At 53.5% G+C, this 24,113-nt stretch carries 12 protein-coding genes and 1 pseudogene; 8 read left to right on the top strand and 5 right to left on the bottom strand.

Going from position 1 to position 24,113, the window contains the following annotated elements; genetic code table 11:
• Position 1 precedes the first annotated feature (1 nt).
• Positions 2-1,966: a hypothetical protein gene (locus ACM6IV_RS26045; protein ID WP_414872234.1), complete on the top strand. Its 1,965-nt coding sequence runs from the start codon at positions 2-4 to the stop codon at positions 1,964-1,966.
• 54 nt (positions 1,967-2,020) lie between these two features.
• Positions 2,021-2,968, top strand: coding sequence for a hypothetical protein (locus ACM6IV_RS26050; RefSeq protein ID WP_414872235.1), 948 nt, complete (start codon positions 2,021-2,023; stop codon positions 2,966-2,968).
• Between the two features lie 745 nt (positions 2,969-3,713).
• Here ACM6IV_RS26050 and ACM6IV_RS26055 read toward each other — a convergent pair.
• Positions 3,714-4,586: a WYL domain-containing protein gene (locus ACM6IV_RS26055; RefSeq protein WP_414872236.1), complete on the bottom strand. Its 873-nt coding sequence runs from the start codon at positions 4,584-4,586 to the stop codon at positions 3,714-3,716.
• Positions 4,587-4,835: 249 nt separating this feature from the next.
• Here ACM6IV_RS26055 and ACM6IV_RS26060 point away from each other — a divergent pair, with 249 nt between their 5' ends.
• Genes ACM6IV_RS26060 through ACM6IV_RS26075 form a run of 4 tightly spaced genes read left to right on the top strand, consistent with a single transcriptional unit; the run spans position 4,836 to position 11,319 of the window.
• Positions 4,836-8,561 (top strand): ATP-binding protein, encoded by a 3,726-nt coding sequence (locus tag ACM6IV_RS26060; protein ID WP_414872237.1) that lies wholly within the window; start codon positions 4,836-4,838, stop codon positions 8,559-8,561.
• Entirely contained in the window at positions 8,558-9,220 is a 663-nt protein-coding gene (locus ACM6IV_RS26065) for a hypothetical protein (protein ID WP_414872238.1), read from the top strand. The genes ACM6IV_RS26060 and ACM6IV_RS26065 overlap by 4 nt, the downstream gene beginning before the upstream one ends.
• Positions 9,217-10,464, top strand: a complete 1,248-nt coding sequence (locus ACM6IV_RS26070) for a hypothetical protein (protein WP_414872239.1) — start codon at positions 9,217-9,219, stop codon at positions 10,462-10,464. Before ACM6IV_RS26065 ends, ACM6IV_RS26070 begins: the two co-directional genes overlap by 4 nt.
• Before the next feature lie 3 nt (positions 10,465-10,467).
• Positions 10,468-11,319 carry a hypothetical protein gene (locus ACM6IV_RS26075; protein WP_414872240.1) on the top strand — a complete coding sequence of 284 codons (852 nt, stop codon included), beginning with the start codon at positions 10,468-10,470 and terminating at the stop codon, positions 11,317-11,319.
• 409 nt (positions 11,320-11,728) lie between these two features.
• Here ACM6IV_RS26075 and ACM6IV_RS26080 read toward each other — a convergent pair whose 3' ends face one another.
• A complete protein-coding gene (locus ACM6IV_RS26080) occupies positions 11,729-11,962 on the bottom strand; it encodes a hypothetical protein (protein WP_414872241.1) in 234 nt (77 codons plus the stop codon).
• Positions 11,955-12,656, bottom strand: coding sequence for a hypothetical protein (locus tag ACM6IV_RS26085; RefSeq protein ID WP_414872242.1), 702 nt, complete (start codon positions 12,654-12,656; stop codon positions 11,955-11,957). Before ACM6IV_RS26085 ends, ACM6IV_RS26080 begins: the two co-directional genes overlap by 8 nt.
• 1,261 nt (positions 12,657-13,917) lie before the next feature.
• On the opposite strand from ACM6IV_RS26085, the gene ACM6IV_RS26090 reads away from it, so the two are divergent.
• Positions 13,918-15,612: an Eco57I restriction-modification methylase domain-containing protein gene (locus ACM6IV_RS26090; RefSeq protein ID WP_414872243.1), complete on the top strand. Its 1,695-nt coding sequence runs from the start codon at positions 13,918-13,920 to the stop codon at positions 15,610-15,612.
• Complete coding sequence (locus ACM6IV_RS26095) at positions 15,602-16,630, top strand: hypothetical protein (protein WP_414872244.1); 1,029 nt, start codon at positions 15,602-15,604, stop codon at positions 16,628-16,630. Before ACM6IV_RS26090 ends, ACM6IV_RS26095 begins: the two co-directional genes overlap by 11 nt.
• A 419-nt stretch (positions 16,631-17,049) precedes the next feature.
• Here the strand turns inward: ACM6IV_RS26095 and ACM6IV_RS26100 are convergent.
• Positions 17,050-17,788, bottom strand: a pseudogene (locus tag ACM6IV_RS26100) (helix-turn-helix domain-containing protein); the annotation flags it as partial.
• An 84-nt stretch (positions 17,789-17,872) separates the two neighbouring features.
• Positions 17,873-24,094, bottom strand: coding sequence for a DEAD/DEAH box helicase (locus ACM6IV_RS26105; protein ID WP_414872245.1), 6,222 nt, complete (start codon positions 24,092-24,094; stop codon positions 17,873-17,875).
• Positions 24,095-24,113 lie beyond the last annotated feature (19 nt).

Consider the following 24,113-nt stretch of genomic DNA (forward strand, 5'->3'; position numbering starts at 1 on the left):
CATGGTCAAGCAAGACGTGATGGACCATTGGCACGCTCTGCAGGCACATCAGTCGGACTGGGCGTTTCGTGCCTATGCACGGTTGATCAAGACGTTGAGCAAAGACGTCCAGGAAAAGCTGCAGCTCAAGGAGGAAGTGGCCGAGCCCTATGTGGTCATATTCGGCAAGACCCAAGTCGGTAAGACCACGTTGCTGCTCGACCTGATGGGCATTGACCCGGCTCAGTTGGGAAGGATTTCGCAGGTCATGCGTGGCGGGCGCGAGGCGGGCAAGTCGGCAACGGCCACCGCCATGGAGTATTGCCGCTCGGTCGACGGCCGCTGGGGACTGACTCTGCGCTCGAAAACGCATTGGTTCGAGGCCGAAGCCGATGTTACCCGGGCGCTTGGCCAGCTCAGGGAAGACATGGAGGCCGGGCAACTGGTTGCCGAGTCGCCCTGTGTGGTGCATATCCCAACGTCTTTCTTTGCCAGCCAGGCCGCCGAGGGGCCGAGCATTCGCATTTTGGACCTTCCGGGCGATAACCCTGCCAATGCCGCAGAGCAGGCGCATGTGAACCTTATGGCGAAGACTTATCTACCCTTCGCTGACCTGGTGTTGCTGGTTGGCCGGGGCGATGACCTGGTGTTCCTGAGGCCTGAGGCGCTGACGTTGCCTGGAATCGAAGACTGGCAGGCCATGCCGCACCGTTTTCGCATTGTCACAACCTATTCGTACTTCGCACAGTCGATCAAGGACGCTGCTCGAGAGGATGCGAGATTCGATGCTTCTAAATCTCGGCGCCGTCTCATCCAGCAGATCGAGCTCTTCGGTCGCCTAAGCGATCAGGCTCGGGATGAGCACCTGTACTTTCCGCTGGAATTCGGCACCAGTTGGATGAGCATGCAACAGAATGAGCCGGAACTGCATGCCCGGATAGCGCCGTTGATTGCCGGACTGCGCAGCGAGTTGCTGGAGCAGATCTCGCAATCCACAAGTCCGGTTGGCCGTCTGCGTAGTACGCTCGATAGTCATTTGGGCGTCGGGTATATCCAGAAAAAGAAGACAGAGGCTGTTGAACAGGCCATTAAACAACTGGAAAGCAAAAACACGACGCTTGTGCGCGAGATCGCCACCTGGACCGCAGCGATCAAGAAGGCGCAGGATAAGTTGAAAACGGCATTGCAAGACCTGCAAACCAATACATTGGAAGATGGCATGCAACTGATCGAGCACGCAGGCTCGCGCCCAATGTTCACTGTCTCCGGTAGCTATCCTCCCAAAGCGGGTGCGGTTAACGATGACTGCCAGACACTCAGGATTTTGGTTAACGACTATTACAGGCTACTCAAGGGGATGCGCCTGGAGGTCAAGGGCAATCCCCGATTGTCGAAGTCCTGCGCTTATTGGGAAGGTGTGCGTAGGCTCGTGAATGAGCCTGGCTCGGGGGTAATCGAGGATATTATCGACGACGCGTTCAGTTCCATTCGCTACATACTCGCGGACTACACCTTCGATACCTATCTGTTCTCATCAAACTATCAAGAAGACTTGAGGAAGGTTCACAACGCAGGCAACGAAGCCCTGCACGAATTGGTTCGCTTGTGGAAAAATCGTTTGCTCGGGGCACTGACGGTGCTTGATCAAGAGTTCAAGCGCGACATGAAGGCGCTCGAAACCAGCCTCGAACTGCAGCAGCATGAGCAGATGCTTCTGATCAAGGAACGCGAGCGAGTCGAGCACGAGATCGCCCTCAAGTACGGCGAGTTGAAGCGCATTGCCCATAACTCGCAACAAGACCTCGATCGTTGCAAACGCTTTACTCACTTGCTCGACGAGGAATACCTTGCCGAACTCGGCCAGCGGATGAGTTCGGCGATGAACGAGCAAGATGATTTTGACGCGTTAATGCAACTGCTGGCCTGTGTGCAATTGAGCAACCAGCGGGTTGAACTGATGAGACTAAGCCAAGATGGCCGGGCCTGAAAAATGAGTACAGCTACAGAGATTCACAATAAAGAAAGGACCCTTGCCGAGTTGATGATCAAGATCCTGAAGGAGCCTCTCAAACCACTCGAAGTCTCGATCAAGGCAATGAGTGGTGACCTTGCGGACACAAGAGATTCCATCACTGAGATCAACGACACCTTGGGCGCTTCTGCGGGCGATGCGGAAAAAGCAACGAAGTCGTTGCTACAGGCGTTGCGCAAGATGCGCGAAGAAGATGTCCCTTCGTTGCTCACCAAGCTTCAGAAACACATCACAGACCAGAGCGCGAGTGACGCTCGTGCAGTCGAGGCCTTGCTCGTGCGATCTACGGCCGTTCACACCTCTAGCCTGAGGTCGACTGAGGCGGTGCTGCTCGAAGCACTCGCTGGTGCGACCCGCCACCAAGGGGATCTGGCACAGTCTATCGAGGCGTTACGTCCGCACATCGAAAGCTCGGCTGCTGAAGTGGCGCGTCAGTTGTCGTCATCGCACAGCTCAAGTGTCATCGATTTCAAGGCAGTGGTCGTTGACGTCGGCGTTCGCATCGCCGAGCAGCAGCAAGCTTCGCAGGAAACGCTCCTGGCCGGGCTTGAAGCACTCGGGCGTGAAGACCAAGCGGCCAAGGTCGAGCGCGCCGAGGTGGTGGAAAAGGTCTTGAAAGAAATTGCGTTGAACCGGGAATTCAGCAAGAGGTTAAACTCGGTCTTGGCGACGCAAGTCACCACCCTAGGCACGGACATGGCAGGTGTATTCACCCAGCTGTCGGCGCAGGTCGAGGCCGTGGCGGCTGAAAACAAACGCTTTGTGCAACAGCTCTCGGCAGCGGCTACGAGCGAGCAAACCGCACTGGTCACGCTGCTGACCCAGCAGAATGCGGGCCTAGCTGCGCAGCTCTCAGCCAGCCAGCTTCATATGAAAAGACTGACAGTCATCACGGGCGTGTTTCTCGGATCGATGCTGCTATATGCGGGGTATGACATCTGGCGAACTTTGCTCTGAATGAACATGTAGCAATAGTGACCCTTTGGCTGCGAGCAGCCCACCGTGGGAAGCTGCTCGCGGCCAAAAGCACTTGCTAATGCCCGAATCAAGCCTTGCCGGGAAGCGGCTTCAGCCTGATGGAATTGAAAGTGCCCACCACCGACTATTAGGCAGGTTAGGAGGTCCGCGCGTACTGAACTATCACAGTTCCCTTTTACTCGTTGTGTTCTGGTTAAGCTCACCGCCTCCAGTGAGTATGCCCACTTCTAGATGCCTACCCGCAGCCTCAACTCAAGTAACAAATCTTCCCTTGAGCGGTGCACCAGGTTCGTATTCCAAAATAGCTCTGGCGTCTCAGAACCACTGAACTATGAGCTGTCACGTCCGAATTTTGACCTAACGCCGCCCCTTCATAGCTCTTCCGTTATCGCTCAAAGCGTCCCAGACAGAGTTATGAGCACGCCTTTAGTACTAAAGGCCGCCGTAACCAGCCGAACAGTCCTTGCGGACAATGCACATCTTAGCGGCAGCGGAGCTGCTTGCACCTGGGTCGCTCTTGATTTTGCGGCTGCATTTCACTGGCCGCACTTGTCTGGTTGAGCTCTGTCAGCAGGGAGACGGATCTGCCATAAGGGAAGGAGCATAACCGTTCATTTTGTTTACATATGGTTGCCTGACGGTAGCGATGGGTCACCAGACGCTGCACGTTGATCACCGTAATTTTTCTTGAATTTTGCCAGTCCGATCGCGCTGGCAACACCGACTAATACAACCAAGGCTGAAGCTCTTCCAAGTTGGAGACTACCAACTGCTGTGCACTCGGCTTGGTATGCACCTTCGTCGTATCGATCTGGTATCTCTGTAACACGTACTGCACCAGAGCACCGCGCGTTCGAATCACGAGCTGGCCGTTCTGCATCCCATAATCCGCGGCCAGAATTTCCCGCTGCTCAGGCTTGAGGCGAGAGTCAGGTTCAAGGATGACGGTAATTGAGGCATTCCATCCTGCATCCAGCTCGCGGCTGTGTTCTGACGGCTCATCCATGAGTTCAGGAATCCCCCGAAAGCGGCTGAGCACAAAATCACGGTATTCGCCGTTTTTTTCGCAGTAAGCCCTCACATGCCAGCGCATCCCGCTGTAGATCAGCGTGTGAGGGGCGATCAGGCGTGTTTCGCCACCTGGTGTCCTGAAAGACACGTATTCGACCTCAAATCTCAATCGCTCGCGACAAGCCTTGAGCAGCGGGCGCAGCACTTCTGGCCTGATTGACCTATCCGGTACATCCAGCACTTCTATGTGCGCGTACGCAAGGCTCAGGCCCTCGATATGCGGAGCACGTTCGTGGTTTTGGTTCAGCAGCTGCAGATAAGCATTAGCGCTGTCGGAAATGAACAGCGGGACGAAGCTACGCGTCGGTACATAGCCTTTGAGGTGCTTATCGTATGACAGGTTCTTCGGCGCATGCTCGTTGATGTAGGTGTTGATGTCCTTGGACGCTTGTTGCCGACTAATACCGAAACTCTGCATTAGATGATTCGTGGTCAAACGACCTTCCCACCATGCCACCGTTTCAATCAGCCGGTAGCGCAACGCTAAATCCCAACGTACAGATTCGATTGTTTGCCTACGCTTCATTGAAACCTCACCTGCTTGAAAAGTTTACCTGTACAGGTAAACACTCTAGATATGTCGACTGACTTTACATACCGTTGATTTCAGGCGCAAGCATACGAACGGCGGTGTAAGACCTCGACGTCGGCAGCGAAATCAAGCCTCTGATAGTAAAACTGCCCTGAGTTAGGTGCGAACCCCCTAGCTTGGTGATGCCCCATCGACGGTAGAGCGGATTCACGTTTAGAAGTCATTTCAACTTTGGGAAAAAATATGTCTCAGCTCATAAGAATCATATTGATTGACTCGCTTTGTGCAGGCGCCAAGGCTGAGCTCGCCATGGACAGTAATACCAGCGTCACTGGCACAAACGGTATCGGCAAATCTTCGTTCATGAAGCTGATTCCAGTGTTCTACGGCGCGGCACCGGGTCGATTGGTGAAAGCGAGCAGCAACCGGGAGAGCTTTGCCAACTGGTACCTACCCAATCTCTCCAGCTTCATCGTGTTTGAATACACCAATTACATGAGCGCTGCTCGTTGCGCGGTCATGCATCGCAGTGGGGAAGGCTACGCATACAGGCTGATCAACGCGGCCTGGCGTCCTGAGCTGCTTTACCGCGATTACGAAGCCGGAGAGCTGGTGCTGCCTGGCGAGCTGAATCGTCATCTTGCCGCCCAAGGCGCGCAGTGCTCACCCGAGCTGCAACCGATTCATTACCGGCGGATCATTCAGTTCAACAGCGGAACTGCTCACCTAGAGGATGTGAAGGACACCGCGAGGCGCAAGATGATCACCGCACTTCGCCCACAGTACTCACTAGCGCCCCGGCGCAAGGACTTCAATGGGATCGATAACGTGACGCTCGCACTTCTGGAGAGCGGCGGCACATTTGATACGATGAAGGCGACAATGGCGGAAATTCTTCAGCAAGAGAATGCTGATCCTAGCCGTACTTTGTTGATGCTCAACGCCCAGCTATTTAAAAATGTGATCGACAACCGCGCGGGCTATCTTTTGATGGACGCTCTCAAGTCGACTATCCAGCAAATGAATCAGGTCCGCCTGGAAGTTCATGCAGTTGTCCGGCAGCTTTGTCTGCAAAAACGCAAAGCGATGCTCTTAGATGATCATTTAAAGAAACGCGAGATAGAGCGCGATGAAGCCTTGGCGGCTCTTAGTCTCGAGCAAACCGCTTTGGGTGAGGCCAGCCTTGGAAAGCGTTCCACACTCGTCCATAAACGAATGGATTTAGAGGCTTCCCTAAAAACCGAACACGAATGGATTTCAAAGGTTGAAACCCAGCGGGATGAACATGCTGAAAAACGCATGGCTACGCTGTCGGAGCGCCTTGACCGGCTGCCGGCAATGCAAAGTCAGCGCGATCTGAAGCAAAACCATCTCGATCAACTCAGTCGCAACGGACTCGATATCCGTCGGGTTTATGAACAGTCGACTAAGCTGGCGGAAGAGGCTGCTTACGCTCAACGGGAGACAACGCGCGAACAAAGTGAGGCCTCCATTTTTCTTCTTCAACTGCGAAAAGAGGAGTTTGATGCGCGTCAAACCGCGCTGTACGACCAAGCACGAGAGCAGCAGTCATCTGAAATGGACAAGCAGCAAGTTCAGTTAAATGCCGCTCTCACGCAGCGGGTGAAAGAGATGAACACCCTGACTCATTTGCAGTCGAGCGCGGTGTTGCCGACTGATCAGGCATTGCTGAACCAGGCAAGACAGGAGATCGATGAGCAGCTCGGAATATTCAAGGAACACCAGAGCGGTATCGGCTCGCTTGAAGACGCTGAGCAAGCACTGCACACCGAGCAAGCAAAACTGGCTGCTGAATTTCAAGGCATTCAGAACCAGATCGAAGTCCTGCAGGACAGCCGCGAAGAGTTAAAGATCCAGCTCAATGCCAGTGCCGAAACCTTCCTTGGATTCCTACGCCGCCACCATCCGGATTGGTCGAGCAATATCGCGCGACTGGTACCGGCAGACATCTTGATGCGTACAGACCTCAATCCTGCGCTGCTCAACGTCACACAAAATAGCCTGTATGGCGTTGAGTTGTCTCTCAACGTGCTTCCTGCTGCGACCATTGCAAGCGTGAGCGAGATTGAAAGCGAAATTGCTTCGCTAAGCTCGCGGATCGACTCCTTAAATAATGAGCTCGAAAGTGTGCGCAGGCGGACGCGGAATCTGGAAGAGCGGGTCAGAATACAGTCAGCAACGCTAACATTGGCCCGAAATGATGAGCGACATGCGCACGCCGAACTGCTTTCTCGCCGGAGCGTTTTTGAAGGATTGCAGTCGCGGGCACTGGAAAATCACTCGCTTCAAATCGAATTGCAGACTCAACTGGTACAAGAAGCCAATGAACGATTCGACGTCATGAACGAGCGGCTTGATGCGCTCAAGGATGAGCACAAACGTTATCTGAGGGATCTGACATCAGCGTCTGAGCAGGCGAAGCACAACTTAAAACTGGAGATCAGCAGTGTCCAGGTTGCGCGCGATGCATCGCTTGCCCGCATCTCTGAAACCCTGACAGCGCAGTTACGTGAGATCAACGATGAGTTGATCGCTCGATTGCATGACGCCGGTATCGACGACCGCGTGAACCAGCGGCTGGCGGCGGAAATCGAAACGCTGAAGTTGGAAATCAAAGACGTAGAGGCCCTACGTTCGAAGATTGAAAGCTATCGACATTGGGCGTCGGATATTTACCCCCAACTCGCGCAACGCATCGAACGGAAAAATCTCCTGCAAGGTGATCTGGATCGCCAAAACCGTCTCATTAACGAACATGACCTAGAAACCAAAGAGGCGCAGGGCGTGCTCAGTAGCCGCCGCAGCAAGCTGGTAAAGGAAGGCGGGGAGGATGCTGATCAACAACGAACTTTGCGTAATATCCTTCACCCATTGGCGCCCTATGAGCCTGCAGAAACGGGTGCATGGAACCCCAATCTCAACGCGGCGGACATCGAAGTCGAGGTCAATGGGCTAATACGTCGGCGTAACGACTTCCAGCGACAAGGGAGCAATCTTTACCGGGTTGTGCGTGCGCGATTTCGTGAGGATTCGCTGTTGCACACTCCACAGGGGGCCGCCATCGAACAGATCGTCGCTCAGGCGAGCAACTCGGCACACGAACCTGAATTCGCCTGGCTGGACGCGGCGCCTCATTTGTATGAGTACATCGAGGTGTCGCACCCCGATCAAAAACTCAAATTGATCATCCAAGCCAAGAATCTTTCAGACGAACTCTGCGATAGTCGCGCCAAGCTTCAGCAACTGCACAAAAGCATTCAAAAGCTCGGGCGCGATGCGACCGAAAAGGCTGGCGAGGTACTAGGCGCCTTCGAGCAAATCCGTCAGTTTGAATTCAAGGTCACCTCGCGAATTCACAGCCTGACATTCTGGGATGATCTTTCCAACTACGAAACGCAATATCGCCGTTGGACAGCCGTGAACGACACGCAGTTGCCTTCAGATGCCTTCATGGACGCACTACGCAGCATCGCCCGACAAATCACGGAGGGCGCCTTCTCGTCTAACCTTTCAGATTGCTTTGACGTCAGCGTCTCATGCAACGATCAAGGTCGGCTTAAGGTGGCGACCAACAACGCTGACCTCATCGGTATGAGCAGCACTGGGCTGACAAAAATCATCGTAGCGATGATCTATGTCTCATTGTTCGAGCTGTTGCGCCAGGACGCAGACTTCCGCATGTCCATTCCCATAGACGAAGCATTAGAGCTGTCTGCTGAAAACTACGTCGCACTGGTCAATTATTTTAACGAACGTGGTCTTTCCATGCTTGCTTGTTTCCCAGGAGGGGCACCGGAGCTGCTGCGTCAGTTTGCCAACCGCTACACCCTCGAACGACGTGCTGATACGGGTGCCATTATCGTCAAGGAATACGCAGAAGAGGGTGATGACGAACTGGATGATCTGAATGAGGCGCTGGCGCCTGACCAAGCGGAATTTGCACTGTGACCCCTATCAGAGAAGTTTTGGAGGTCCTGCTTGGCGGCGGGTTCATTTGCCAGTACGCCTATCCCGAATTGCATCGGCGGATGAGGGTGCCAGAATTTACGCAAGAAATATCTGCCGCCCTCGCGCCTCTGGGGCGCGCATTAGGCACGATAGGCGAGGTCGAGACGCCCGACACTTATTTTGCGCGGTACGTCGATCTGAAAGAGCCCATGGACCGCAATGCTGCATCCTCTCAATTGGTCGTCATACGGGATCAACTGCGACCGTGCCTTGAGTTTATTCGATTGATCAGCCGGGCAGGGCGTAGCGATATTTGCCTGGCCCCCGGGGACGTCGTGTCTTTCGCAGACCTGTTGGACGCTATAGAAGGGCACATTACCTATCGGGATCAACTATGGGATCTCAGTGCGCACGAATTTTTCAGCAAGTCGAAGAACGCAAAAACCATCAAGGATCGCCTGACACTCGTTCTTCGCGCGCTGGAAGATACTGGCTATCTCGTAAAACGCAGCAGCGAATCTGCGAATTTCGTGGCCACCGGCAAAATGGGATACATCTACATGTTGCTGACTTGGCTGATCGAGTTCAATCACATTGATCTCGATATCGATGCGAATGGGGACTTTGGTGCCGATCAACAAGGAGGCCTGAATCTGTGAAAGCAGCGGATTGGGAAGAGTTGGGTAAGCATCTGCAGGCAAACGCAGCTTTCCTTGAAGAGCTTGCAACCGCGGACGAGACAGGAGTGCCTACACCGGACCGGATGACCAAAGGCATCTCGTGGATGATGTCCAAGGGTTTGGTAGAGGAAGACGGTGAATTATTTCATCTGAGCAGCTTACTGCTGGATGTGGGCGCGCAGATTTCCATTCAGGGGTTCGAGCGGGTTTCACCGGATTTGCAAGAGAGCCTCATCGTCATGGAGCAACTGTGCGAGGCGTATCACGATGCTAAGACAGCCAACCTCGTCAGCGAGACCGAGCGACATCTGAAAAGGCTGATGCACACCTCCCGGCAAGTGATCAACCACCTGCGCAATGAGCACAGCCAAACCCGCGCTTTCATCGAGGGCGGGTATGGTTACTCGCCACGACTGTCCGATCGCTTGAGAGAAATCAAAAACGCAATCAACCGCTTGAAGCGGCTGGACGATAAGCTGAGACTTTTCTCCCATGTCGGCTTGCTGAAGCTCAGCCGTAGCGATCGTGTGCTGCGCCGCGTGCTCATCGAGGGCCTGCTCGCGGCGGTGTCGAGGAATCGGTTGGCGCTTGATGAAATGATCGGCCGGCTGGATCGATTGAGTCTAGCGGTGCGAAAACGCAACAAGATGCGCCAAGTGGCACATGCGATGGACACGTTCCTGCAGGCCGGCAATGCGATAGATCTGGAGCCGTTGCTTGACAGACCTGACGGTGCTCAATGGGCCGGTGCGTCCTCTATGCCACTTAATGGTCATGTTTACTGCGATCTTCAGGCTGGCGAAAGCCTCGAAGAGCTGGAACTGCTAATCGGTGAGCTACCTGCGCCGAAAACAAGACCACCCGCCAACGAGCCTTCCCAAGCGCGCGGTTCCCGAGCCGTGCCGGCCCAAGCCAGCGAAACGCTGGAAATGGAAAAGCCTTTTGCCCGCGATTATTTGAAAGCCATGTTGAAGAAGCTGGGCGAGACAAGAGAACCTCAATCCGCTGTCGAGTTCTGGAAAACACATGGCGATCCTGAGGTAAGCATGGGTATATGGCTGTACGCGTTGGATGGTTACGTGCAGCTACAGGTCGCCTTGAGCAAAACTCAGGGAAAGAAACTTTTCTTCCGACTCAGCCCCACCTTTGAGCCCTTCTCACGAACGTCGGCGAACCGACGAGTGCTTGATCTAATATTGGAGCAGGCCAAACGGCCTAACTGACGCATGTTGACTAACAAACGATCCATCGAGACTGTGACTGTTGCATTGAGGCGGCACAGCAGCAAAGTCCAGCTTAATGCCACGTGGAAGCAGCTGAACACAGAACACGGCATTGGCACCCTCATCGGCAGCAGTGCATTGCAACTGAGCGACGCTGATCATGTTGAATTAAGAGCGATGTTGAAAAGAGACATGACGTTCGACCCTTTGGCTGAGGGTATGGATGCTTTTGAAGGTGACCGACTGAAGCGTGCTAAAAATACTAGGGATGAAAAAGTCGGTGGCGGAACGGTTGCAGACCACGTTGTGATGGTGGCGAGCTTATCGGGTGAATTGGATCTTGCGTCAGGAACGTACCGGCACCCTGTAGGCGGCACGCTCAGCGTGCCAGCTGACGAGCTCCATGGGCTTAAACAAGTACTCCTGATCGAAAACCTCCATGTCATGTTTGCGCTACATCATTACTGCTGGCCACAAGAGGTCATGCGCATACCCATGCTTTTTCGTGGCAGTCCCCAAATCACCCCGAGAGCTGTAAAGACTGCATTAAGCGGAATCGAGGAAATGATCAGTTTTCCGGATTACGACCCTCAAGGCTGGATGAACACGCTGACTGCTAAAGCACGAGCAATCATCGTGCCTACACCTGAAACGGTGAGTTGCATTGTTGGTGCAAAGCTAGACAAACCTAAAGATTTTGAGACACAAGTTGATGCACGGCTATGGCTTGCAAAGTCTAAGATAGAGCAGGTGCAGACTATGCTGCGCGACGAGCTCGCTATCTCGCAGGAGTCGATTGCAGGTATGCCGTTGGAAATTTTGCAACTGGGGCCCGCTGTCCTATCTACAGAGTAGAGGTTTTAGATGATCTTTCAGGCCGCGTGCGTGCTGCTTTCTTTCCACGGGCGCCACTACAATCGAACACCTCAGCCTGACACCTGGAAACATCTTGAGCTGCGTGCGGATTTAACATTCGCTGAGTATTCAGACGCCCTGTACCCGTGCTCTCTGTCGCAGAGCCGGCGACTTATTTCACCGACAAATCCGCCTACTTAATCCAGAAGGTTGGAATCTTTAATAAAAATTATTATGTGGCCGGTGATGCGTTCATCGAGTTGGCCAGATAATGCTGTTGCTTCGCCATGACCTTCTGCGTGTAGTCCCCCAAATCAAGGAATGGTCATTGCCATTGACCACGTTCCAGCGTCGAGTTTCACGATCAAGCACCATGCCCCGACGCTTTGCTTGCTGAATGATTGCGATGTCACCGAAGGAACAACCCTGAAAGTTTGGTGTTCTCGGGGTCGTGTTCACGGCTAAGGTCGAACCAATGGAAGGAGAGATCTAAAAGAATGTCGCTGTTGATGTGAGTTGTTATCTGTTGTGGAATCCATTTCAAGCCGTTGCCTTCACGGTATTTTCCAGAAGTGTCCAAAACCAGTCTTGAATTTGAGTTTTTGTCTATACGGTTGGCGTCAATATCCGCAAATTTAGACATCGATCTCCGTTCGCAAATTCTTGATTAAGTCTTTATCCGGTACGTCTGAATAAGCGAAATCACCAGCGAGAAAGAATTTGCGAAGCGGAACGTATTCTATGCCTTCGCGCTTTATTAACTGTCGCAATGACGCTACTCCTTCAATTTCCCCTTTAATCTCAATACCCTCAGCATTACCAATCATTTCGAAAGCCAAATAGTTCGGCCCCCAGTTGATCCACGGTGTTATATTTGGAGTTGGATCATATATTGCGCATTGAAGCACAGTCTGCCGAAACACTCGGTGCGTTAGCTCGACAAAGAGAATAGTTGTATCGACTGCTAGCTCAGCTTGTTCTCGGGTCGGATTGACGAAGTCATGCTCAATCGCATTTCGCAATTTGTTGATTTTTTCTAAAATACGTGGAGCCACCAGACCGATCTTTCGGATTGCGGCTAACCTGGACGGGAAGCTCTTACCGCCGGGAAGCCCAAGTGTCTCCATGACCGCTTCAATTTGGCAGTCGATTGCTCTCTTTGCATTTGCCACTGCTTCACGGTCACCTCCGAGAGTCAACCTCGATAACGATGCCTCTGCTTCGCTCAAATAGTTGTGAGGGGTTACTTCGTAGGGAAATACGAAGTCGCGAAATGCACAGCGCTCATACTCCGTCAACAAAGGGTGGAATTCATTCAGGAAGCGTTTCAAATCCATGGTGTGCTACCTAAAGCATAGTTAATTTGCGCCTATGAATGCACAGACGTATTTCGATATTCAGCGTTTCCGCGCATGCGACATAAGCTCATGCCCAGTCATTCGACTCTTAGAATCGGCACCTAAAACAATGCCGCTGAGTGCTGGTGAGCAAACCTCATACTACGTTGGTCTTTATAATAACGCATGATGGGTCACGGCCATATTGCGAGGCAAGATTTCCGCTAACGTCAGTCCGATACCAATGGATATGATCAGGGGGAGTACGTCGGTGGAGCTGCGCAAGCCGGAACTCAAGAAATCGGGCATCGGATCATAGTCGCCCAAGGAAATTCTTTCATCAAAGAACTACTATGCGACAGCGGCACCAAGAATCGGAGTAACTAGGGAGATTTCGCGAACAATTTAGATGCTGCCTTTGATGAACAAGTCATCACCAAGGGAAAGCTGGAAGCCTAGCTTGCAAAGGTAGAAGGCTGAGGCGATCAGCACTTCCACTTATTCCAACCTCCAGAAGGCGATGCTGCCGCGCTTGCCAATGGCATCGCCACTAGTCCTCATGGTAGCGTTCTTGGCTCCCAGAGCTAGCCTCTATTTTCCCGATGTACTTGAACTCAAGCATATCGGTTCGGATACGCCGGATTATCGATGAATGGCACCAGTGCAAAGAACGATGGAATCGCTGGAAGCCGAAGGGTCTTATCGTGGAAAAGAGCACGAACGGTTTCGATTCGATGCCTATGGTCAAAGCTTCGATCATAGTGTTAGTCGATACGAATGGCGTTTCGGTGATAGCTACTCGCGTTCTTGATTCACCGTAACCCGCAGAGCGACGACGATGAAGTTCTCCCCGATACCCATGACGTATTGGTGGGCATTGGCTGCCCCAATATTCCTCGGAAGATAACGCTCAGCCAAGCGGAAGGTGAACGTCAGGGATGAAAGGGGCGTGCAATCGACTAGGTTCGAGCTACACAGAGGCGATGTGGAGATGGTGTGAACTCTGGCTGAAGGGGGAATCGAATCCGTGGAAGCAGTTTGGGCGTGTACTCCATGCAATGCATGCGGGCCAATCCGGTGCTGTGAAGTGTCTATACCTCGGCCCATGCTGAGTCCACATACCTCTCGTGGCGTGTGGCAAACTCGACTTGAGCTTGGCGAACCGGATAGACTCGTATCAATCTGAAAAGTCTCAGGTTTGGATCCTCGTCTAGAGCTATCCTCCATCGTACTCTCTGCGCCAAGCCTTTTGGTTTGACTTATGCATGCTGTTTTCCAGGATTCGCCATTGACGCCCGTACCTTCTATTGATTCAGCTGATACCCCCGCCCTGCGCAAGGAGCGAGGAGCATTCTTCACACCTGAGGAAATCACTCAGTTTGTATCCCTGTGGGCTATTCGCAAGCCGGATGACTTGGTTATGGAGCCTTCAGCTGGCGATGCTGCGTTTCTGGTAGCTGCAGTGACGCGGCTCAAAGATCTAAGCTTAAGAGACGATGTTCGACCAATAGTCGATGGCGTAGAGATCCACGAGCACAGTGCTAAGGTCGCAATTCAGCGTGTGCTTGACGCTGGCGGTGAGGCCAAAATTAGGCACAGCGACTTCTTTGAAGTGGAACCTGAGTCCCTATACGACACTGTTATTGGAAACCCACCGTATATTCGCTATCAAGACTTTTCTGGGAGCGCCCGCGCCCGCTCTCGCGAGGCCGCTCTCAGAGCCGGCGTGTCCCTGACGGGCCTTGCGTCCAGCTGGGCTGCCTTTACCCTGCACTCTGCAATGTTCTTGAAGCGAGGAGGGCGCCTCGGGCTGGTTCTTCCTGCCGAGTTGCTCTCCGTGAACTATGCGGCTCCTGTACGCCGTTTCCTGTTCAGTCATTTCCGGCACGTCCAGCTCGTACTCTTTGATGAGCAGGTTTTCCCTGAAGTAGAGGCTGATATCGTATTGCTTCTTGCGGACGGCTACCAAGAGGGGCCTGCGGATCATGCGACCATTCGGCAGGCGAAAAATGCCAAGGAGCTTCACACCCTCGGTGAAGGGCTCGTATGGACACCAAGAGATCCAGGCGCGAAATGGACGAGCAGCGTTATTGATCCAAGGGCGGTGAAGCCTGTAGATAATCTTCTTCACGCAGGTCATTTCACGAGTCTGGAGAAATGGGGGGATACGACCCTCGGCATCGTCACCGGCAATAACAAGTATTTCACGCTTTCTCCTCAGCGTGCGAAAGAGCTTGGCCTGCGTAAGCAAGAGTTGCTTCGCCTGTCGCCTCCAGGAAGTTCCCACTTGCGCGGTCTTTCGCTTTCCGAGGCCCAACTCAATAAGTTGGGCGCAAGTGGGCAAGCGACCTATCTGTTCTACCCCAATGACCCACCCAGCGCACAAGCGCTTGCCTATATTGAAGATGGGCATCGAACCGGCGTCGATACTGCTTACAAATGCCGGGTGCGCAAGACATGGTACAAAGTGCCTCTAGTACCTGCACCGGACCTATTCCTGACGTGCATGAATGCGGACACGCCAAGACTGACAGCTAATGATGCCGGTGCGCGTTACCTCAACTCCGTTCACGGCGTTTTCTTGAAGAACAATCTTCGCGATCTCGGTCGCGAACTTTTGCCGCTTGCCAGCTTGAACTCGGTCACGCTGCTACACGCCGAAATGGTCGGACGCACTTATGGCGGAGGAATTCTGAAAATCGAACCAAAGGAGGCAGATGCTTGGGGAATGCCTTCACCAGTATTGATTTCAGAAAACGCCGATGCGCTTCGTGCAATAAAATTGCAGGTCTCGAAGCTTTTAGAGGAGAGTAGACTGCTTGATGCCGTAGAGATCGTGGATCGAGTCCTACTTCAAGATTCCGGCAAGCTAACCGCAGAACACCTTGAATTTATCCGAGAAGCGCGGGAAGCGCTTGCTCAACGCCGCACATTAAGGGGAGCCAGTGGCCGCTAAAGAAAGTAAATCGACCAGAGCGGAAGCATGGGCACTCTTTGACCGAATCGTCGCGGTTGCTGCACCTGGTGGTACGCATTCCAATCCATGGATGAAGACCTCCGACGGATCGCTGCGTTTTGAGCCTGACTACAATACACTCTCAAAACTACTGGGCGTTCCGCTATTTTTGAAAGCGGGAACACAATCTGGTGTGCCGGCGCTGGCGCTCGATGTTTGGCTCAGCTATGAGCTGCGGCGAGCAGGTTTCGATGCTGATCAAGCCTGGCCACGCCCATTACCTCCCCGCATCCTCCCTGCATCTGTAGCGTCATTGCTGAAGTGGTTACCGCGGACCATGCGCGATACCGTGTTAGATCGTATGACCAAGGAAACATCAATCCCAAATGTAATGTCATCCAGTGCCAAGATCCTCGGGAAGAACTACCTTAAGCAAGTCGACGTGATAATCACGGATTGGTTTACTGGGCCGGAACTACTGATCTCGACAAAACGCATGGACTCGTCATATGGCAAGAACGCTCCAAATCGAGTCGAGGAGTCGTACGGTGACGCCAAGAATCTACGCTTGCGGCATCCCCTTGCAGCCCTTGGGTTTGCGTTCGGGTTGCGCTCCGACATTCTTGAGAAAGAACCAGCAGTTGCCGAATGGTTGTTTGACCTTCTCGCCAAGTTGGGACAGGAAGATGATGCCTATCACGCAACGTGTCTAATATTGATGGATTATGCAGCTGAAGTTGTAGTCCCCGACACCGGCGAGGATGTGTCCGAAGTCGGCGTTCCAGAACCCGGGACAGAGTCCGATGATGAGGAAGATAGGCCGGCACCCGCCGCTTTAAGCAAGGTTGACCGCGATATTAAGGAATTGCCGATGGTTAATATTCTCACGGAAAAGACGCCAGAGGATCTTGATCCAGGACGTTTCCTCGCTGCGATGGTCAAGCGTGTGCTTGGAGCAACGCCGGTCAACATGCATAAGGACGCGCGGCAACGTCGCGCGTCTCCAATGCCAATCTGATTGAACAGCAAAGCGTTCGGCTGCTGGCATCGTAAGAGGAGTATGTGCCCCGATACTCGAAAGTCGCCCGGGCTAACTGGTTATAACTCTTCATTAGCGTGCGCTTCACCAGCGGATGGGCAAACACTCCTCATGTCCTCGGTAGCGAATGTCCGAACCTCGCGGGAAGCCCCAATGATTAAAGGCTGAGGCCAATAAACTATCGAGCCGCAGCTAATGCCTTCACCATGTCGCTTGTCGTTACAGGCATTGATGAGTGCCGTGGATCTACAACTGCAATCCATTGTGTCGACGGGGGACTTGCCACAACCTTGCGATAACCAGTAAAGGGAAAGCGTCTGGCGAACACACCTATGAATGTGTTGCACCGAAGATAACGGCATCAGCATTTTAATTGTCCATAGGTTCGGGCCATGACTTTCCCAGGTTTTCGCGTCGACAGGAATCAGATGCTCAACACGCAACGACTCCATCGTAATGTCGAGAAGCATGCCAAATGTTGTAAAAGTTGACATGAATTTCAGTTCCCCCGTGCCTTTAGTCGAGCTGCGTTAGTACCAACGGAGGGAGTTCATTTGTCAACGTGGAAGCCTCTTGAGGCGTGGGGAGGCTTTTCAGAAGCGAAGCGAGCCCAGGGTTGCTCGGGTCCTCTCTAGCTGCCCCTTTGCCAAGCAATCAATCTGATTTCCTCGACGTTGTTCAGATGATCGCCCAACCCTCCAGGCTTCAGCAGCGTTACCAACAGATTTAGGCCTTCTGCCGCATCGGCACTCAGGCCGACCAGATCGAACAGCACTCCAGTGCTGGCGTTGGCTGCCAATGTCTCCCACTGACTCCCCCAGACAATCGCTGGTGCTGGGTTGTTGGCATGAAGCAGGTGAGTTGTAGCGTCACGAACAGCCTCCCATGTTTAGCGAGGTAAGAGGTGTTGCTTCGTAGCGCGTTGCACAACCACTGGCGAGAAAGACACTATTGCAGTGATCTAGAGTCGCATCGAGTGCCATGAGTGGTTTATGCAGAGTCAGTTTGCTTGGCGCGCCCTGTCTCGATGCAGCTGAGGTGGCGCTGAGAAATACCTGACATCAAGGCTAGGTCGAGTAGGCTCAATTTTGCCTGACGTCGCAGTTGACGCAACAAGCTGGAAGGATTCCCTGACAGCCATTACACAGCCAGAACTCACTGCCTGCACGGTCGGTATGCCGTTGAAGAGTACCAAGCCACTCTCCAACGGCTACTCCTCGATTACAGCCCTATAAATATCTGTGTATTCCCGATCTCGGGCGCAGTCAACACGACGGCAATGTGATGCAGCGCCTTACCCTGCACGACTGAGTCTTTTTTGAAGTCGAAAAGCTGCTGCTGCCGGTGACTCATGTTGCGATCCACTTGCCAATATGAGAAGCCCTGATCGAGACGAATCCGGATTTGTTTGCCAGACTCGAAAATCAGCTTCAACATGCGCCCATGTTCGATGCCTGGCTCACTCCTGACCTGAGCGTCAAAGCCTACGTAATCCAGAGCTTCCTGAAGCGCGTGATCACGGTCGACATCACTGAGCCAGTCATGCCAAATCCGCTGAGGGGCACGGCTTTTCGACTCAAATTCTCTGCCGGTTATTTCTACAGGCAACGTGCCAGACTCCACTGTCGCGCGATCTCTCAAGGCCGTCAGGGCTTCGAGCAGCAAAGCGGCTGCCAATGGCGTCACCACATAGCGGTCAGTGTATGCCACAGATTTGAGGGGATCGTTTCCTTCCAGGGCCGCACGTAATCCCGGCGATTTATCACAAAGCAGAGCCCAGAGCTGGTCTCCGAATCGGGCGATGGTTCCATCCAAATCCTTGTGGATATCGACCTCGATGTCGCCAGTTTTGGGTCGTACTTCACTCAGGGTGTAGGGTCGGGTAGGTTCGGATTCACGGCTGAGCAATCCTCGCACCAGTGGGCTTTCCCCGTCGCTTTCTCCCCAGTGAGGGTTGGCGATGCCTATATGGGGTTGTCTGCTTGCCCAAGTCAGTGCGCCGTCTGTACCGCTCAGCCCGACTAATAAGTGATGGCCACCCTGAAGATTCATGCGCCCAGGATCGCTTTCCTCGTAGGTAATGCCTACGTCGACCCAGGATGCTAAGCTGTAACGACTGGCTTCATCGAGCAGGGCAAGAGTGCCTTTTTCGGCGATGAGCGTTACATCGATCTTTCTATGGCATTGCCATCCGAGCACTTTATCTCTCAACACTGTGGCCATCGGAAGATCCCAGAGCGAAACAGGGCCTTGAAGATAGAGGGTCACTGCACCGTATTTATCCTGAGCAAGATACCGCTCTACAGCTTCAAGAAGCGTTGAGGTTTCAGCGACAGAATCCGTTCCAAAGGCCGCTTCGTCATCTGGAAGTACGAGGAATGTTCTCCAATCGTTGGATATCCATTCCAATGCCTTGTGACGATCAAGCTTTTCGCCATCAAACCGGGTGTCAAATCCGATCAAACATTCTTGACATGCCCCGGTGCAATGGCATGACAGGCTATCCAACACATTATCCCAAAGAATTGGGCTGTTCATCAGGTGAACAGCTTGGGACGTATAGCCGCCACTGCGCAGGTCGAATACTTGTATGAGTCGAACGGGCTCTCGTTGCCACTGAACGTGCTTGGTACCAAAACCGAGCTCGTCGGACATCACTCCCATTTGATCAGCAATTGCATCGCGCAGAGCAACCGCAATGCTGAAGGCGGCAATTTCGTCATTGAGATACTCGCCCGTCATAGGATTACGGATCATCACTTCCAAGGCATCTGCGACACTGTCATGTCCTAAATGAACATTGCGTTGTATTTTCCAACTGTCGGAGCTGCCTGCACAAATGCTCTCACCATCGTCGGTGCGACCGCCCCTGAGCCTTCTGTGTTGTTCGCCGCTGCGAAATTTGTGCGGAAGAAATTTCTCGTTTTTGGCAGCTTGCTCATCAGGGTACTTAAGCATTGCCTCGGCACGACCACACTCTAGGCAGAGTGCAAACCCTTGCCCACCATCCCCGCTAGTATGGTTGAACAAGCGTGCTTTGGCGCTTGCTCTGAATGCGCCATTGGCTGGATTCGCGAACGTCAACCAAGGCTCGTTTACGCTTAGCCAAGGCCGCTGAACGGGGATATAGGTGGGTTTGCTGATATCTGTGTGTGGATCCTTGCCGTAGAAGTCCACAGCGAATCCTGAAGGCACCAAATAGCGCACAACATCCTCCTGCTCTTCCAGAGCATTTCCACACTGTCCGCAGTCGCCCGGTTGTTGGGAAAACGTACTCCCGCTTGCGCCGCAATGTGAGCAACGCCACGCATACTTGAAAAGCTGCGCTTCACGCAGTATCTCTTCGGACGCGGGGAGCCTCCAGTTGAGTGAGATGCCCCGCGACTCATAAACCAATCCATCCATGACCACTTCGGCGCCGGGCGCATATTCCCGCAGCCCGGTTACACGGTCTCGTGTCGCGAGATCCAGATAGCGTCCGCGGTTATCTTCGCGTGAATATTCCCGAGCTTTGTCAGGCGGCTGTCTGATTATGTTGTTGAAGCTGACGATGTCTGTGGGGAAACCGTAACCTGGAAGGAACCGGCGAGTTGCCAGCTCACTCAGCAGGTATTCACCCGTGATCCGCTCGAGCTGAGCGTTCAGCGCGCGCAATGCGGCGCTTTTCTTTTCTGAGCAGCCTTTGAAGTAGCCGAGTTCCTGGCTGGCGTTGCTATAGTCGTCTCTCCAGCTCTGCGCGGCATCTCGCATGGCGGTTGCGGTGTGGCGGGTTAGCGTTTCAGGATTCATGTCCACTAGCGGACTGCGATGAACCAGCTTCTCGATGCCTTTTATGACCGCAGGCACGCTGCCCGCGGAATTGGCGCACCACGCTTCGAATCGACCCGCCAATGAATCGCCTCGTTCCTCCATACAGAAGGGGCCTATGGTCATGCTTTTGAGCTCCTCTCGCCCTAATACTGTCTTGAGCCAGTAGGACAAAAGGTAGGAATTGACGTGGCGCGCGACCAAGTCAGGGCTTCGCAGGGAGACGGCAGGAATGATCATGTTCGTATCGAACGGCCAGCGAGGCTTAGCGAACACGTGCTGGTCGTGGGGTGTCTTGCGGCAAATGGTCAACGCAACTGCGCGTCCTTCTCCGCGTCGTCCCGCCCGGCCTGCCCGCTGCAAGTAGTTTGCCGTCTGGGGCGGTACGTTATTCATCGCGACGGCCGTAATACCGCTGATGTCGATCCCCATCTCCATGGTGGTCGAACAACTCAACAGATTGATATGACCTGAACGGAACTGAGCCTCGTAGGATTTGAGCTTGGCTTTCGGTTGTTGGGCAGAGTGCTCCGCGGTACGGAAGTAAGACGCCCCCTCGATAATCCGGTCATGCAAGTCCGACCAAAGCCCCTCATCACGAAGTCCGATCACCTGTGGTTCTGAATTTAGCCAAGCGCGGGCGTTGAGGATTTTCTCTGAAGCATCTACATCTCCGCCGAATGCCTGAGGATAACGAGGCATTGAGACAGGCCGTATTGGCCGCAAAGGATTCTGCCCGCCAGGCGCTGAATAAGGAGAAAGGTTGCTGAACGAGGTGTCCAAGAGCCGCCGGGTGATGGGGCACAGAAACACGTCGGAGCTCAATCGAAAATGGAGAGATTCAAGGTGCAGTTGATAGCCTGTTTCACTGCTTCGCAGAATCGTCGAAGTCGTCGTCAGGGCAACCCAGGCTTCTTGAAGAAGGTGGTTGATCTTGTCCTGATTATCTTGCGCGTCCCAGCTGAAAGCATTGCAGAGGAGCTGGATTGGTCGCGATTGGCGCTTAGAACCTAGATTAACCTGCGGCCAAGTCTTGATCCTTGAAGTGTTTTTTTCCTTGGAGGTTGGTGCGAGGAGCCATTTTGGGCTGATCTTTGCGCCGATGAAACGTTGCCACTCCTGGTCAAGGTGCAGGAAGCTGTTCTCGCGAACATAAAAGTCGAGCAGAATCTTCAGGTAGGCCCGCCAGCTCACAATGTTGCCTGTAGGCCATTCAAGGGGGGCTTTGACGACGTGCGCAAGGGCAGGGTAGGTGATCTCCACCAAGCCCATGGTTTCCAGATTGTTCTGTCGTTTGGGGCGACGAACAAACTCCCTCGCAAGCATCACCCCTGCAAGGGTTCTCGCACCGCTGGCTTCAGGAAATGCGGTCTTCGATAGGGTGCTGTAATAGCGCAGCAATCCCTCCTGCAGGTCCTTATTCGTGGTCAAGCTGCTCACCATCTCTGCCCAAGGCAGTTCAACACCTTTGGCTAGACTGGCCTTGCGATCCTTCAGCTCCTGAAGTCGGCGCACATCACGTGGTCGGATAGTACCTGCGCGCTCTTCTTCCAGATAATCCTGCAAATCCTGCTCGTCTTCTTCGGACAGCGATGCTGATGGCGTCGCGCCTAACAGCGAGTGGTACACCAGACTGCGGATTCGATTTCGTTCGGAGTCCTGCTGTAGCTTCACCGCGATGCGGGCAGTGCCTTGTCTGCTGTCGGTAAACGAAATCATTTTCCGACCGCGGAAGGGTTTGTTTAAAGGATCAATTTTGTCTTCGGGGCAGAACTCGAGCACTGTCGAGATAACGGTGCTCAGCATGAATGGGGTGCCAATTGACGCTCTGCGAAATTGTCGGCTTGAAACCGACTCCTGCGCACAACAAGGGCATTGGTCTCGCTGTATCTGATTAAAGACCCTCATCTCGATTGAATTGGGTGTAGACGCACGGCCTTCCACCTGCTTTTTGACGGGATTGAACCAAAGCCGTTCTGTCTGAACGCCAGCGACGCGGTTTACGATCAGCATATGTACATCTGAAGTGGCGCCGGAGGACTCATCCCCATCCAACTCCGTTTCTCCATCGAGGTTGATGGAAAACTCATCTTCCGAATGATCGTCAGCAGTTGTCAGCGAAAGATTGCCACGTCGATGCGCAAGCAAAAATGGCTGGTTGCAATCGTTGCAACTGACTAGGCCAATCAACGGACAGCCGCAATCGCAGCTCAACCGCTCGGCCGTGTACACCATTCCGTAAGGCCAATCGGGCGTGTCTAGGACGGTTCGAAGCTTGTGAGCGCATTTGGGGTCGATGCAGACCATAATGCCTGACAACACGTTGTGAAACAGATGTACGCGCAGAGGAAGGAAGAACGGGTCATCATCCGTGCTACCACTTCGTGTGCCGGAAAGGATATCCAGCATGTTCAGGATATCGGCGGGGCTCACCTCTCCTTTTATCGAGCGATGAATATCTGCAAGCGTGTTTACGCGAGTACCCCCTGGTTTCAGGAATTCAGCTCGGATTTGGCGTGCCAATGGATGCTGCGTGAGCGCGTGATACCGCTCTTTACTGATCTCCTGACCGTTCCCGATTTCCATCAGCTCATTTATGGACTTATTCGACAAATGTTGCGTCTGTATGGGCGCGATGTCGGGAACGTGCCGGGAACCGTGAACAACATAGATCTGGTCAGGCTCAATGCCGGCCATGTCAGCTAGGAAGGATTGCAACGACTCAACGGTCTTTTTATCCGAACCAAACGTTGCGGAGGTAGCGATGAACCGGACGTCACGAGGATCTACATCGAATGCGAGCATGACCCGACGTAGCAGGAGCGCCATTTCGGCGGCTTGCGAGCCAACATAAGTGTGTGCTTCGTCCAGAACGATCCAGCGAAGCTGCCCCTTGGACTGCTCAAGAATGGGGGCATCTTCCTTACGAACCAGCATGTACTCAAGCATGGTCGCGTTAGTGACTAGGACCGGGGGGGCGCTGGCGCGAAGGGAGGTACGATCTGCCACATGGCCGGCAGACTGTTTTGCAGTGCTCTTGACTTCGTTCTCTAGAGCACCGGTATAAAGGCAATAGCGCAGATCACCGTCAAACCCATCTGTCCAGGCGTCCAGACGGCTCTGCTGGCTGTTGATAAGCGCGTTAAGCGGGTAGATAAAAAGGGCTTGAACACCCTGCAGTCTACCCCTGCGTTCGATATCACGGGCCAAACTGTTAAGAATTGGGACGAGAAAGCATTCGGACTTGCCCGACCCCGTGCCGCTGGTAACAACAAGGGATGCCGGTTCTTCCTGCCCCAAGATCTCCCATGCTTCCAGTTGGTGGGTAAATATCTGCCTATCGCCTGGAAACGTATATTCATCGGCGAAGACTGCAGGCGGCCGCTGCATGCACTTTACCAGTTGTGAGCTGAGCAGCCCGCCTGACAAGGACTGCAAGGTTGCGCCGCTCTTGAGCCATCCGAAGGTGGGCTCAAACACAGGGTCGGCCAGCAGAGCATCTTTTGATCCGGGTGTTGCGGCCAGCTTCTCGTTCAAAAAGTCACGAAGAGGTTTGCTTTCGAGCGAAAGGAGACTCTGGATCGCCCGGGTGCTCCGGGTTTTGAGTTCAGTGATCAGTGATTCAAAATAAGCCATGGTTTTCCGTCCAGATGGA

Origin of the sequence: Pseudomonas sp. IT-347P (assembly GCF_949768005.1) — a bacterium.
Lineage (GTDB): Bacteria > Pseudomonadota > Gammaproteobacteria > Pseudomonadales > Pseudomonadaceae > Aquipseudomonas.

Excerpts from the sequence above, each read along its gene's own strand:
- ACM6IV_RS26045 (WP_414872234.1), top strand. The coding sequence starts at position 2 with ATGGTCAAGCAAGACGTGATGGACCATTGGCACGCTCTGCAGGCACAT.
- ACM6IV_RS26050 (WP_414872235.1), top strand. The coding sequence starts at position 2,021 with ATGATCAAGATCCTGAAGGAGCCTCTCAAACCACTCGAAGTCTCGATC.
- ACM6IV_RS26055 (WP_414872236.1), bottom strand. The coding sequence starts at position 4,586 with ATGAAGCGTAGGCAAACAATCGAATCTGTACGTTGGGATTTAGCGTTG.
- ACM6IV_RS26060 (WP_414872237.1), top strand. The coding sequence starts at position 4,836 with ATGTCTCAGCTCATAAGAATCATATTGATTGACTCGCTTTGTGCAGGC.
- ACM6IV_RS26075 (WP_414872240.1), top strand. The coding sequence starts at position 10,468 with ATGTTGACTAACAAACGATCCATCGAGACTGTGACTGTTGCATTGAGG.
- ACM6IV_RS26080 (WP_414872241.1), bottom strand. The coding sequence starts at position 11,962 with ATGTCTAAATTTGCGGATATTGACGCCAACCGTATAGACAAAAACTCA.
- ACM6IV_RS26085 (WP_414872242.1), bottom strand. The coding sequence starts at position 12,656 with ATGGATTTGAAACGCTTCCTGAATGAATTCCACCCTTTGTTGACGGAG.
- ACM6IV_RS26090 (WP_414872243.1), top strand. The coding sequence starts at position 13,918 with ATGCATGCTGTTTTCCAGGATTCGCCATTGACGCCCGTACCTTCTATT.
- ACM6IV_RS26105 (WP_414872245.1), bottom strand. The coding sequence starts at position 24,094 with ATGGCTTATTTTGAATCACTGATCACTGAACTCAAAACCCGGAGCACC.